The sequence below is a fragment of the Polaribacter sp. 20A6 genome (assembly GCF_011378915.1).
GTDB lineage: Bacteria > Bacteroidota > Bacteroidia > Flavobacteriales > Flavobacteriaceae > Polaribacter > Polaribacter sejongensis.
The window spans coordinates 1-14,071 of record NZ_WTPZ01000002.1 but is presented as its reverse complement, the minus strand read 5'-3'; the positions used below and the strand labels follow the sequence as shown (position 1 = coordinate 14,071).

The following is a 14,071-nucleotide window of genomic DNA, read 5'->3' as shown; positions in this document are numbered from 1 at the left end:
ATGAAGTATTTATATCTCGTTTTTTTAGGAGTAATGTTGTCTTGCACAACACAAAATTTGGTGAAATCAGAATCTAAACCAAATATCATTTATATTAATGTGGATGATTTAGGCTGGATGGATACAGAAACCTACGGAAGTACGTTTTATGAAACTCCGAATATTACGAGACTAGCAAAAAGCGGTATGCTATTTACAAATGGGTATGCTTCTGGGGCAAATTGTGCACCAAGTAGAGCGTGTTTAATTAGCGGACAAAATACGCCAAGACATGGTATTTATACCGTTAGTAATTCTGATAGAGGACACGAAAAAACGAGAAAAATAATTCCTACTCCCAATACAGAAGATTTAGCAGACGAGAATGTTACCATTGCAGAAATGCTGAAAAAAGCAGGATATACAACCGGTACTTTTGGGAAATGGCATTTGGGAGAAGATCCTAAAACACAGGGTTTTGATGTAAATGTTGCAGGAGCAAATAATGGAAATCCGGGAAAGGATGGATTTTTCAGTCCGTATAATGTGAAAAATATTGTTGATAATAAGAAAGGTGAAAACCTAACGGACAGATTAACGCAAGAAGCCATTTCATTTATAAAAGAGAATAAAGAAAAGCCATTTTTTCTGTATTTGCCATATTATGCAGTTCATACACCTTTATCAACAACAAATGCTTTAGAAGAAAAATACAAAGAAAAAGGAGGGAACTCTTTTCAAAATAAGGCAGTTTATGCAGGTATGATTGAAGCGGTTGATAGAAATATTGGTTTGATTTTAGATGAAATTGAAGCCCTAAATTTAAAAAATACACTTATAGTTTTTACTTCGGATAATGGTGGAATTAGAGATATATCTAATCAAGACCCATTAAGAGCAGGAAAAGGTTCTTATTATGAGGGCGGTATTAGAGTGCCTTATATTATTTCTTGGGATGGAATTATAAAACCAAACAAGGTTTCAAAAACACCGATTACCAATTTAGATTTTTATCCAACTTTTATGGATATTTTAAATGTAGAGATGCCAAATAAAATAGTAGACGGAACTTCTATTTTAACAGCTTTAAAAGGAGAATCAATAAAAGATAGAAGTCTGTATTTTCATTTTCCTATTTATTTGCAAGCGTATAATTTTAAAACAGATGATGGTAGAGATCCTTTTTTTAGAACAAGACCAGGTTCTGTAATTATTGATGGCGATTGGAAATTGCATCAGTATTTTGAAGATAATGGACTCGAATTGTATAACCTAAAAACGGATGTTGGCGAAAGAAATAACCTTGCAGAAGTTCATCCAGAGAAAACAGCAGAATTATTACAAAAATTAAACAGTTGGAGAACGGAAATTAATGCACCAATTCCTACAGAGTTAAATCCGAAGTATGAGGCTAGTTTTATTCCGAATAAATTTAAATAAAACAAAAAATATGAAAAATAAAGCGGTAATTCTATTTTTGTTTTTAAGTGGTTTTTTGTTTTCGCAAAGTAACATAGAGCAAATCAATGTAGAACTTCATCCTGATGTAGAATTCCAGACCATACATAATTTTGGTGCATCAGATGCGTGGTCTGCTCAATTTGTAGGAAAATGGCCTTTAGAAAAAAAGGAAGCCATGGCCGATTTATTATTTAGTACAGAAAAAAACGCTGACGGAACTTTTAAAGGAATTGGTCTTACAACATGGCGATTTAATATTGGTGGAGGAAGCGCCCAACAAGGAGAAGAAAGCAGTATTAAAGATGAATGGAGAAGAGCTGAAGGTTTTTTAAACGATGATGGTTCTTATAATTGGAACCGACAATTGGGGCAACAATGGTTTTTAAAAGCGGCAAAAGAAAGAGGAGTTTCGTCCTTTATTGGTTTTGTAAACAGTCCGCCTGTGCAATTTACAAAGAACCATAAGGCCTTTTCTTCGGATGGATTATCAACCAATTTAAAAAGGAATAACTATGCAAATTATGCGATTTTTCTAAAAGATGTAGTCACACATTTTAAAGATAGTTTAGACCTTCATCTTAATTATATCAGTCCGTTTAATGAACCACAATGGGATTGGAAAAACGGAAAACAAGAAGGTTCTCCTTGGAATAATGATGAATTATCAACAGCTACAAAAATTATAGATTCTGTTTTTGTAAAGCATCATTTAGCTACAAAATTAGAAGTATCAGAAGCAGGACAAATAGACTATTTAACATCCATAAAAAAAGGAAAAGAAAATAGAAGTAATCAAGTTGAGGTCTTTTTTAACCCTTCAAGCGAATTGTATATTGGAGATTTAGAAACTGTTTCGCCAAAATTTGCAGGACATAGTTATTTTACCACTTGGGATATTTCTAAATTAAAAAGAAAAAGAGAAGAAATTAAAGAAAAGTTAATCAAATACCCAAATTTAGAATATTGGATGACAGAATATTGCATTCTAGAAAACAATACAGAAATTAGAGGCAGAGGGAAAGGATTACACATGAAAACGGCTTTGTATGTGGCCAGATTAATTCATGCAGATTTAACCATTGCAAATGCAAGTTCTTGGCAATGGTGGTTGGCAATGACTCCGTATAAATACAAAGACGGACTAATTTATCACGATAAAAATAAGGAAGATGGTACTTTTGAATCCTCAAAATTATTATGGGGATTGGGTAATTATTCTAGATTTATAAGACCAGAAGCAAAACGAATTAAAATAGAGTATAAAGATAAAAATTCTCTTGAAAATTTAGAAAAGGGAGTTTTGGTTTCTGCGTATAAAAACATAGATAACACTATTGTTGTGGTTGTGGTCAATCAAAAAGAAGAAGCTGTTAAATTAAGTTTTAAAAGCATTATAAAACAATTGTATGTTACTGATAAAGATTTTGATTTAAAGTTGATAAAGGGTAATATTGGTGAAAAAGATATTGAAATTTCTGGGAAATCAATTAACACTTTAATTTTATAAAGTTTTCAAAAAGGAAGATTCATTTTGAAACCTTTTTAGAACGATAATTACTCTCACTATTAAATAAGTATTCATAATTTTACTTTCTAACAGAATTAACTAATCAACATAGAATCACATGAGTTTAAAAAACATCATTTTTAAAATTCTCTTCTTGTCTGTCTTTATAATGACGAGTTGTAAATCAGAAAAAACAGCAGAAAAATCTATAAATACAAGTAAAAAACCAAACATTGTGGTTATTTATTTAGACGATTTAGGCTACGGAGATTTAAGTGCTTACGGAGCAACAGAAATTCAAACGCCTAATATTGATGCTTTAGCAAACGGCGGAATTAAGTTTACAAATGGGTACGCTTCTTCAGCAACGTGTACACCAAGTAGATATGCGTTGTTAACAGGTGTGTATCCTTGGAGAAATAAAAAAGCAAGAATTTTAGCCGGTTCTGCTCCTTTAATTATTGATGTTGCGCAACAAACATTACCAAAAGTGTTAAAGAAACAAGGCTATCAAACTGCAATTGTTGGTAAATGGCATTTAGGTTTAGGATCTGGGGATGTTAATTGGAACGGAAAAATAACTCCGGGTCCTAATGAAGTAGGTTTCGATTCTTCTTATATTATGGCGGCTACGCAAGATAGAGTTCCAACGGTTTATATAGATAATGGGCATGTTGTTGGTTTGGATAGAAATGACCCTATTGAAGTAGATTACAAAAAGAATTTTGAAGGTGAGCCTACAGCAAAATCAAATCCAGAAATGACGACTATGAAGTGGCATCACGGACATAACAATAGCATTGTAAACGGAATTCCTAGAATTGGTTTTATGAAAGGTGGTGAGGCTGCAAAATGGACGGATATTGATATGGCAGATCACTTTTTAGGAAAAGCACAAGAATATGTAAAAACGCATAAAGAGCAACCTTTCTTTTTGTATTATGCGATGCAGCAACCACACGTACCAAGAACTCCACATCCTCGTTTTGTAGGTAAATCTGGAATGGGACCAAGAGGAGATGTAATTTTAGAAGCAGATTGGGTAGTTGGTGAATTTATAAATACTTTAAAAGAAGAAGGACTTTTAGAAAATACGTTAATTGTTTTTTCTAGTGATAATGGCCCTGTTTTAAATGATGGGTATTTTGATGATGCAGTAGAAAAATTAGGAAAACACGACCCGAAAGGAGGTTTAAGAGGTGGAAAATACAGTTTATTAGAAGCAGGTACAAGAGTGCCTTTTATTACCTATTGGAAAGGAACTATTAAACCAGCGGTTTCTGATGCGATTGTTTGTCAGATGGACTTATTAGCTTCTTTGGCAAACTTAACAGGAACGTCTGAAGAAACGACAGATAGTAAAGATATTTTAAGCGCTTTTATAGGTGATGCTGATAAAGGTAGAGATCATCTACTAATAGAAGCAAATTCTAAAACAGCCTTAAGAAGTGGAGATTGGTTAATGATTCCGCCATACAAAGGATGGGAATTTAATAAAAAAGTAAATACAGATTTGGGTGTTTTACCAAAACTTCAATTGTATAATTTAAAAGAAGATGTTGGTCAACAAAAGAATTTGGCAGAAACAAATCCTGAGAAATTAGCAGAAATGATTCAAGTTTATGAATCTTTAAGAGGTGAAAAAATAAAAGAAATAAAATAGATTTTACTTTATTTATTATTAAAAACCATCTTTAAGGCTTGTCTTTTAGATGGTTTTTTTGTGTAATTTGTTTTAAAAGAACTAAAAAATCAAGTATTTGTCACTTCGACGAAAGGAGAAGTCTCATGAAAGTGATACGAGGAGTATGAATAAGCTTTATGAGATTTCTCTCTGCGATCGAAAAGACAAAAATGTATGTTTTATTTCTGGTAGGATGCTGAAATAAATTCAGCATGACAGAAGATTTACCACATAGTTTACATAGCCTATGTTACTATGTAAAAAAACACCTAACAATCAATTGTTAGGTGTTTTTTCCTTGTAAGTAGGTTTGGCTACTTGAAAATAGATTAGGTTAATATCGACTTGTTTGTCGTACTTATAGTACTACAAATTTTGGTTATAAGTATGATTTCATCATTAATGCAGCACCTAAGGCACTTTCATTTTTGCATTCAGAAATTTTAATTACAATGCCTTTCTTTAATAAGGTTAAATATTTGATGAATATCCTGTTTTTATTAAATCCGCCAGAGATATAAATGTTTTTAATTGATTTGTCTTTATCTGTTATTAAATTAATACCAGCAATTACTTTTTTAGCAATTTCAAATGTTAATTGATAATAAGCAGTTTGATAAGAACCAAAATGTTTTAATAAATCTTTATTAGCTTCAAAATTGGTATCAATACCATCTGCTAGAAAAATTTGTGCATTTTCGGCAATTAATTCTTGACATAATTTGTCATCTAAAGGAAGGTTTAAGTGTTTATCTACATGAACATTAAAATATTCGCTTAATGGATCTAAGTACACTTCGTGTATGCGTCCTAAAAACTGCATAGAAGATTTTACTTGTTGTTTTTTAGGTGTCATAAAACACAAACAATTATTAGTTAATTGGTGTTGTGTTAAGGTTTCTGTACTAAAAGGATTCATGGCAATAATCCAAGTTCCTGTAGAAAGAAGTACAAAGTCGTTGCCTTTTTCTTTTTCTAAAATAGGAATTATAGAAGAAGAACTGTCATGCAAACCAGAACCAACAGCAACTTGCTGTCCGTTAATTTCTGTAGAGATTGCTTTTTCTCCGTTTACAGGTTCGGGCAGGTTAATATTTGCAGCTTTTAACCAAGGATGATATTCCATTTTATCGAAATTCCAGGTAGCTGTATGTGCGCCAACAGATGTAAAATCTGCGGTAATTTCTTTTGTAAATAAGTAGCTTAAATACTGTGGATAATGTAAAATAGATGCTACATTTTTCCATACTTCTGGTTTGTCTTTTTGCATCCATTGCATTTGCAAACCAGTGTTTAACATTCCGTATGAAGGAGATGCTGTTGTTCTAGAAAACTCTTCTACACCTCCATTAGATTTATAAAAATCATCATAATTTTTAATGTCTAAGGGTTTTAGGTAATTGTATAAAGGGGCAATTCTGTTTCCTTGTTTGTCTAAATAAACAAGAGATGCACCATGTGTAGAAAAATTAATCGCTTTTAAATGGAAATCAGGATTATTTTGAACTTGTTTTATTTGTTCTAAAATCCAATTTTCTATAGACTCTAGGTCATCACAAGGAAAACCATCATCATCTAATACTTCTTTGAATTTGGTAGAATTTTGTAAACAAACGTCAAATTTTTCATCAAATAAAAATATCTTTTTATTCGTTTTTCCAATATCTATAACTGCGATTACGTTTTTCATTTTATTGAAGCTTAAAAAGGATAAAGTTTGCTTTAACAATTGTATAGGCTTTAAAAGAAGCAACTTTATCAGTATAAAAAAGAATTGGCATCTTAACAAATAATTCAAAAAAAATTAAGAGCCAATTCTTATTAAAAAAGTGTTTTATTATTCTTTGAAACCATATAAAGGTCCGTAATTATCACATGCTCTATAATCTGCACCTTCTAAGTTTTCACCGAAAGCAGACCATGCGCTTGGTCTAAATACATCATCTTCAGAAACATTGTGCATGTTTACAGGGATACGTAACATAGACGCTAATGAAATTAAATCTGCACCAATATGTCCGTGAGAAATAGCACCATGGTTTGCTCCCCATTTCGCCATTACTGTATATACATCTTTAAAGAATCCTGTACCAGTTGTTCTAGGTACAAACCAAGTTGTTGGCCAAGTAGGATCTGTTCTGTCATTTAAAACATTGTGTACATCTTCTGGTAACTCAACACTCCAACCTTCTACAATTTGTAAAACAGGTCCAATTCCTTTAATTAAGTTAATTCTACACATTGTTAAAGGCATTTCTGCTTTCGTTAAGAAATTAGAAGAGAATCCTCCTCCTCTAAAATATTCTACAGTAGCAGGTGGCCATTTTGTATTGTCTAAACATCTTTGAACATCATCTTTAGTAATGTCCCAGAATGCTTTCATTGTTGCGTTTCCTTCAGCATCTTGTTGTTGTGCTGTAGCATCTAAAGTTGTAGAACCAGAATTAATTAAGTGAATAATTCCGTTTTCTGCCAATCCAGTTAATTTTTTACCAGTAACTCTTTCTACAGATTCTGGACTCCAGTATGTTCTTACATCAGAGAATAACTGTGCTTTATTAGTCAATAAGTGACCAAATAACATAGAAATTGCATTTAAACAATCGTTTTCTGTTGCAAATGTATATGCCTGACGAATTCCATTCCAGTCGAAAGAAGAGTTTAAAATAGACTCTGTAAAATCTGCGTTTGGTTGGTAATCTGTCCACTGACGTTGTCCTTGGAAACCACCCATAATAGCATTTCTTCCTTTAGACTCTTCACCAAATCCCATTTCTTTCAATTTAGGATTTCCGTTCATTAAATCTTTACAGATTAAAGTCATTTTCACAACTTTTTCCCACTCTGCATCTTTTTGCTCGCGTGATTTTTGTGCTTCAGGATTGTTTCTGTCTTCTCCTTCAATACAGTTTTCTTTTGTCCAAGCTAATGCTTTTGCATATTCTTCTTGATCAAAAATACCTTCATCTATACGTCTTAATAACTCAACAGATTCTACAAATTCTGCTCTTACGCCTAAATAGTCTTGTAAAAAGTTTACATCAACCATAGAACCAGCAATACCCATAGAACTATATCCAATAGATAAATAAGATTTTCCTTTCATTTGAGCAACGGCTAAAGCACCTTTTGCAAAACGAATAATTTTTTCTGAAACATCTTGCGGAATGGTTTGATCTCCACCGTCCTGAACTTCTTTACCATAGATACCAAATGCTGGTAATCCTTTTTGAGAATATCCTGCTAAGGCAGCAGCTAAATATACAGCTCCTGGTCTTTCTGTTCCGTTAAATCCCCAAACTGCTTTAGGCAATAATGGGTCTGTATCCATCACTTCTGTACCATAACACCAACATGGCGTTACTGTTAAAGAAACTTCTACACCTTCTCTTTTAAATTTATCTGCACAAGCAGCAGCATCTGCAACACCACCAATAGTAGTATCTGCAATTACACACTCTACTTTTTCTCCACTTGGGAAACGTAATGTTTCTTCAATTAATTTTGCAGCCGCTTTGGCCATGTCCATAGTTTGAACCTCTAAAGATTCTCTCACTCCTAATTCACGTCCGTCTATAACAGGGCGAATTCCTATTTTTGGTAATCTACCTATAAGTCTACTCATTATATATAAATTTTTTAAGTCCTATGTAAATTGTTCTAATTCTGTTAATTGCTCGTTAGATAAACCTGCTGGTTTAAAACCTGCTGCCCAACACATCATTAACATTTTTGCTCCTTTGTTAGCTACATCTAAAAAGTCCCAAGCTTTCATTACATCTGGTGCTGTAGAAGTTGCTCCGTGTTTTTCCCAAAGAGAAACGTTTCTAGTTTTAAAAGCTTCCATAGTTACTTCTGCTAAAGCTGCAGTACTAGATAAAGCGTAAGGAGTACAGTGAATTCCTTTAGGTACAAATACTTTTACCTCCGGACACATCATCCAAATTTGTCTGTTTAATTCTTCTTCATTGTCAAATAAATCATGATGACTCATACAGATTAACTCAAGAGGGTGTGTATGTACAACCGCTAAGTTTTCTGGGTGATGAATAGAATTGAATAAATGGATACTTGCATGAGAAATTAACTCACAAGTTGGTCCAAAATTAGGTCTTTTTCCACCCCAAATAATAGAATATGCTGTTGCAGTTTCGTTAATGTAAAGGATACAAGACACGTTTTCTAATTGGTCTACTAAATCTCTTAAATAACAACCTGTACCTGTTATATAAATAACAAACCCAGCTGATTCTTTAGGAAAATCGAAAGGTACCTCTGTTCCAATTCCTTGTACTTCTTCTTTTTTAAAGAATGAAGTTAAGTTCATTGATATGTTTCCAGCATTTCTTTCTGCCCATTCACGTTGCCATAAATAACCAGCAACGGTTGATACTTTTTTTAATTCTATCTCTACTTCTGATGGAAGGCTTAATGTTTTCATAATATTTAGTAAATTTGATATCACAAAGATATTTACTCAAACGATGAAATTAAATATTCAAAATCTGTATTTTTGTATCTAATTTAAACAATTCACTTATTGACGTTTTCAAAAAAAATAGCATTAGGAGACCCTTCTTCCAATTATCAAAATTTTATTGATTTAAAATTGAAATTGTTGTGTTGTAGGTATTGGTTGTTAAATTTATGGGATTGTCATGATATGATTTTCCCTTTTTGGAGAATTTATTGGAATAGAAACGAAGGCGGAGAATTAATTCATTTAGAGGATGTCTATAAAATGACGCCAGATACTTTGTATATAATTCCACCTTTTACTTCTTTTTCCTCTCGTTTTTCTAAAAAACATGTTTATAACGATGGCATCCATGTTTCTGGTAGGCATTTAACAAGTGATTATGAAGAAGAAGATTATTTAGAATCCTCTTTAATTCATTTTTTTATTCATTTTAATTTAGGGGTTCCTTTTGATAACGTGTATCCGGGTATTATAGAAATTGAAGTAACAGATTATTTAAGAGATCGATTAGAGTATCTTACAGAAAGATTAAAAATAGAAAACAAAGATTTTAAATTGACCTTTAATTTAAAATTGCAGGCATTTATTAAAGAAGTATTAACCAATATTGGTCCAGAACTTTGGAAAGCAATTAATATAGATGACCGTGTTTTAAAAGTGATTCGTTTTATTGAGGCGAATATCAGTAAGAAATTAACAAATACAGAAATTGCAGCTATTGTTAATATGGCACCTAACTCTTTTGCACGTTTGTTTAAGGAGGAAATGCACATTACGTTGCACAACTTTATTCAGAATAGAAAAATTGCAAGATCTTGTGAGTTGTTTGAGCATACCAATAAAACAATAGAAGATGTTGCTTTTAATTTAGGCTTTTCAGATAGATATCATTTTTCTAGGGTATTTAAATTGGTTACAGGTTTAACACCTGGAATTTATAAATCTGGTAAATATACATAAATAGATAAGTGGTTTTATTTACAAGAGAGTCTTTGTCTCTTGTAAATAAAGGGTTAGGGTGTTTTTTTTTATTTCCATTTTACTGTTATGTTTAAATTATACATTTTATTGCGTAATATGGATAAAATTTTTAATCAGATATATTTATAAGTTTGCCTATTGGTTTTAACCACCAATACTACTAAGGCGAAAGAAGTACAGAAATTCACCAAGATTTTCTCTTATTTCTTGATTAAAAATACCACTAACTAATAAAATATTTTATGCAGCAATTTGAACAGTATATTAACGGAAAATTTGTAAAATCGACTTCATCAGAAGTAACAGAAGTTTTAAACCCTTGTACAGAAGAAGTTCTTTCTACGATACCACACGGTAGTGTAGAAGATGCTAATAATGCATTAGATGCAGCTCAAAACGCGCATCATGCTTGGAAATCTCTTCCTGCAATTCAAAGAGCCAATTATTTAAATAAAATGGCAGATGTTATTCGTGAAAACAGAATATTTTTAGCCAAAACTTTAGCTTCAGAGCAAGCAAAAGTAATTGGTTTGGCTCAGGTAGAAATAGATGTTACCGCAGATTATTTTGATTATTATTCAGGTTTTGCAAGAAGAATAGAAGGAGAAATTATACAAAGTGATCGTAGTAAAGAACATATCTTTTTACACAAAGCTCCAATTGGGGTTGCAGTAGGTATTTTGCCATGGAACTGGCCGTTTTTTGTTATGGCAAGAAAAGTAGCAGCATCTTTAATTACAGGAAATACTTGTGTAATTAAACCAAGTTGTATTGCTCCAAATACCATAATGGAATGGGCTAAAATGATTCAAAAAATTGAATTGCCAGCAGGTGTTTTAAATATCGTTTGTGGTTCTGGTCCTATTGTTGGAAATGCTTTAAGTAAAAGTCCTACAACGGGTATTATCAGTTTAACGGGTAGTGTTTTTGCGGGTCAAAAAGTTATGGAAGCAGCCTCTGCAAACATTACAAAGGTTTCTTTAGAGTTAGGTGGTAAGGCACCAGCAATTGTTTGTGCAGATGCTAATTTAGAATTGGCTGTAAATGCAATTGTTACTTCTAGAATTACTTATAGCGGACAAATTTGTAATTGTGCAGAACGTGTGTATGTAGAAGAATCTATTCACGACCAATTTTTAGAAATGGTAACTGCTAAAATGAAAGCGGTAACAGTAGAAGATGCTTTTTCTGATAACAATCCAGATATGAGTGCTTTGGTTTCTAAAGACCAATTAGATAAAGTATCTGAAATGGTAGAATTTGCCAAAAAAGAAGGTGCAGAAGTATTGGTTGGTGGATCTAGATCTCCACAATTTAATAAAGGGTATTTTTATCAACCTACTTTATTAACCAATATAAGACAAGACATGCAAATTATGCAAGAAGAAGTATTCGGTCCTGTTTTACCAGTGATGAAATTTAGTACTTTAGATGAAGCAATTGCCTTGGCAAATGATTCAGAATTTGGATTAACATCATCTATCTTCTCTGAAAACTTTAACAAAGTAATGCATGCTGCAGAAGAATTACAATACGGTGAAACGTATATAAATAGAGAACATTTTGAAGCTATTCAAGGTTTCCACGCAGGTTGGAAAAAATCTGGTTTAGGTGGTGCAGATGGTAAACATGGTATGGAAGAATATCTTCAAACTAAAGTTGTGTATGCACAATACAGATAAATCATTTTTATAATAACTTTATAAAGCACTTTTATTAAATCGAAATTTAGATTTATTAAAAGTGCTTTTTTTTATTCAAAAAAACAAAATATTATTTATGGCTGAAGCAAAAAAGACTCCGTAGCTTCCAAAGCGATTTTAGTTTCTTTTATTTTTGCCTATTTTAGCCCTCTTTATGGATACAAAGCCATGAAAATTTATAAATAAAATGACAAAATATTGTTTCGCTTTAGATCTAAAAGATGATGAAAAACTGATAGGTGAGTATAAAAAAACGCATCAAAAAATATGGCCAGAAATCACTAAAAGTATTCTTGATGCAGGTATTTTAAACCTAGAGATTTTTAATGTACACAATCGCTTATTCATGATTATGGAAGTAGATGCTTCTTTTTCTTTTGAAGAGAAAGATGAACTTGATAAAAATAATGTAAAAGTACAAGAATGGGAAGCTCTCATGTGGAAGTATCAGCAAGCTCTTCCAATTGCTAAAAAAGGGGAGAAGTGGGTTTTAATGGATAAAATATATCAGTTGTAAAAAGGTAAGATATTTTTATTACTACTTATTTTGTTAGTATTGAGATGTTTTGTGGGTTTTAAGTCTGTTCAGATTGATTTTTTTTTCTTTTAGAATTATTCATAACTATATGTGCTAGATGCTCTATTTCGCTGTGTGTATACACGATATCTTTATTTTTTTTTATTAAAACTTACTCTTTGGAGAACGAGCGAGACGCTCGCACTAGCGTTTGTGTGTTATTGTTAATTGTGTAGGATTATTCTCGATATAAACTTTTTCGCTATCACGAGCGTCCCGCTCGTGTATACATGATACCTTTATCTTTCTTTTTTAAAACTCACTCTTTAGAGAACTAGTGAGACGCTCTGACTAGCTTTAAAAAAAATATTATCACTTGTGAATATTGAATAAAAAAACCTCAACTATTACAGTTGAGGTTTATACTTTGGTTCTTTTTTACTTTGATATTAAAGTAATCGAATTTCTAATAATGCCATCTTACAAATGCTTCCATAGCTGCGTAATGAGACAATCCTAATTGGTCATATAATTCTGCAGTTTCTCTATTTCTGTCTTCTGCACGTTGCCAAAACTCTCTACTATCTGCTCCTTGAAAAACAACACCATCTTTTTGAGATTGATGTTTAAAAATCCCTTTTCTTTTCTCTAGAACTTGGTCTGGACCCATTGGTACCGCCATTTCTATTTCATCAATTCCCCATTCTTGCCATGCACCTCTATATAACCAAACCCAACAGTCTTTCATAAACTTTTTAGGTTTTAGTTCTCTAACAGCTGCAAAAATGGCATCTAAACACACTTTGTGAGTTCCGTGTGGATCTGCTAAATCTCCAGCAGCATAAATTTGATGCGGCTTAATTTTTTCGATTAGGTCTGCGGTTATTTGTACATCTCCAACTCCAATTGGGTTCTTTTTTATGGCTCCGGTTTCATAGAAAGGTAATTCCATAAAGTGGATTTGGCTATCTGGTAAACCTATAAAGTGACTGGCTGCCCTTGCTTCTCCTTTTCTAATTAATCCTTTAATGTATCTAACTTCTGGAGTATCTATTTCACTCGCTTTTTTATTCTTTAAAAAATCTGCTGCTTTCTTGTAGATTGCATTTGCTTCAGAATTATCAATTCCAAATTTGTCATTATAATCACACACAAAACTAGCAAAACGTAACGCTTCATCATCTGCAACGGCAATATTACCAGAGGTTTGGTATCCAATATGCACTTCATGCCCTTGCTCGTGTAATCGCTTAAAAGTACCACCCATACTAATGACATCATCATCTGGATGCGGACTAAAAATTAAAACACGTTTTTTAGCTGGCTCAGCTCTTTCTGGTCGTTTACTATCGTCTGCATTTGGTTTTCCACCTGGCCAACCGGTAATCGTATTTTGTAATTTGTTAAATATTTTTATGTTAATGTCATATGCAGGCCCAGAATCTGCTAACAAATCGCTCATTCCGTTTTCTATGTAATCCGCATCTGTTAACATTAAAATTGGTTTCTTCAAATAAAGTGCTAAACTTAAAACTGCTTTTCTTGTAAGCGTATCTGTCCAAACTACTTTTTCGACCAACCAAGGCGTATTGATTCTTGTTAATTTTGAAGCTGCTGCTTGGTCTAAAATAAAAGTTGCATTTCTATGTTCTTGCAAATAAGAAGCTGGCACTAAGCTAGTAACCTCGTCTTCTACAGAAGCTTTTATAATATTAGATTTGCTTTCTCCCCAAGCCATTAAAATGACTTTTTTAGCTTC

At 32.5% G+C, this 14,071-nt stretch carries 10 protein-coding genes; 6 read left to right on the top strand and 4 right to left on the bottom strand.

The annotated features are described in order from the left end of the window. From GQS57_RS03960 to GQS57_RS03950, 3 genes are all read left to right on the top strand, one after another. Entirely contained in the window at window positions 1-1,419 is a 1,419-nt protein-coding gene (locus GQS57_RS03960) for a sulfatase (protein ID WP_165731299.1), read from the top strand. Between the two features lie 10 nt (window positions 1,420-1,429). Next, complete coding sequence (locus GQS57_RS03955) at window positions 1,430-2,947, top strand: glycoside hydrolase family 30 protein (RefSeq protein ID WP_165731298.1); 1,518 nt, start codon at window positions 1,430-1,432, stop codon at window positions 2,945-2,947. Window positions 2,948-3,065: 118 nt separating this feature from the next. Continuing rightward, complete coding sequence (locus tag GQS57_RS03950; protein WP_165731297.1) at window positions 3,066-4,610, top strand: arylsulfatase; 1,545 nt, start codon at window positions 3,066-3,068, stop codon at window positions 4,608-4,610. A gap of 400 nt (window positions 4,611-5,010) precedes the next feature. Here GQS57_RS03950 and GQS57_RS03945 read toward each other — a convergent pair whose 3' ends face one another. The 3 genes from GQS57_RS03945 to rhaD form a co-directional block, all read right to left on the bottom strand. Further along, window positions 5,011-6,321, bottom strand: coding sequence for an FGGY family carbohydrate kinase (locus tag GQS57_RS03945; protein WP_165731296.1), 1,311 nt, complete (start codon window positions 6,319-6,321; stop codon window positions 5,011-5,013). 147 nt (window positions 6,322-6,468) lie between these two features. Then, entirely contained in the window at window positions 6,469-8,256 is a 1,788-nt protein-coding gene (locus tag GQS57_RS03940) for an L-fucose isomerase (RefSeq protein ID WP_205860197.1), read from the bottom strand. Between the two features lie 21 nt (window positions 8,257-8,277). Further along, window positions 8,278-9,072, bottom strand: a complete 795-nt coding sequence (gene rhaD / locus GQS57_RS03935) for a rhamnulose-1-phosphate aldolase (protein ID WP_165731295.1) — start codon at window positions 9,070-9,072, stop codon at window positions 8,278-8,280. 99 nt (window positions 9,073-9,171) lie between these two features. Here rhaD and GQS57_RS03930 point away from each other — a divergent pair, with 99 nt between their 5' ends. From GQS57_RS03930 to GQS57_RS03920, 3 genes are all read left to right on the top strand, one after another. Next, window positions 9,172-10,071: an AraC family transcriptional regulator gene (locus GQS57_RS03930; RefSeq protein ID WP_165731294.1), complete on the top strand. Its 900-nt coding sequence runs from the start codon at window positions 9,172-9,174 to the stop codon at window positions 10,069-10,071. A gap of 263 nt (window positions 10,072-10,334) precedes the next feature. Next, window positions 10,335-11,774: an aldehyde dehydrogenase gene (gene aldA / locus GQS57_RS03925; protein WP_165731293.1), complete on the top strand. Its 1,440-nt coding sequence runs from the start codon at window positions 10,335-10,337 to the stop codon at window positions 11,772-11,774. A gap of 208 nt (window positions 11,775-11,982) precedes the next feature. Further along, entirely contained in the window at window positions 11,983-12,312 is a 330-nt protein-coding gene (locus tag GQS57_RS03920; protein WP_165731292.1) for an L-rhamnose mutarotase, read from the top strand. Window positions 12,313-12,778: 466 nt separating this feature from the next. Here GQS57_RS03920 and GQS57_RS03915 read toward each other — a convergent pair. Continuing rightward, window positions 12,779-14,071 (bottom strand): PIG-L family deacetylase (locus GQS57_RS03915; RefSeq protein ID WP_165731291.1); only part of this gene is annotated, 1,293 nt, incomplete at its 5' end.

Excerpts from the sequence above, each read along its gene's own strand:
- rhaD (WP_165731295.1), bottom strand. The coding sequence starts at position 9,072 with ATGAAAACATTAAGCCTTCCATCAGAAGTAGAGATAGAATTAAAAAAA.
- GQS57_RS03940 (WP_205860197.1), bottom strand. The coding sequence starts at position 8,256 with ATGAGTAGACTTATAGGTAGATTACCAAAAATAGGAATTCGCCCTGTT.
- GQS57_RS03945 (WP_165731296.1), bottom strand. The coding sequence starts at position 6,321 with ATGAAAAACGTAATCGCAGTTATAGATATTGGAAAAACGAATAAAAAG.
- GQS57_RS03960 (WP_165731299.1), top strand. The coding sequence starts at position 1 with ATGAAGTATTTATATCTCGTTTTTTTAGGAGTAATGTTGTCTTGCACA.
- GQS57_RS03955 (WP_165731298.1), top strand. The coding sequence starts at position 1,430 with ATGAAAAATAAAGCGGTAATTCTATTTTTGTTTTTAAGTGGTTTTTTG.
- GQS57_RS03950 (WP_165731297.1), top strand. The coding sequence starts at position 3,066 with ATGAGTTTAAAAAACATCATTTTTAAAATTCTCTTCTTGTCTGTCTTT.
- aldA (WP_165731293.1), top strand. The coding sequence starts at position 10,335 with ATGCAGCAATTTGAACAGTATATTAACGGAAAATTTGTAAAATCGACT.
- GQS57_RS03920 (WP_165731292.1), top strand. The coding sequence starts at position 11,983 with ATGACAAAATATTGTTTCGCTTTAGATCTAAAAGATGATGAAAAACTG.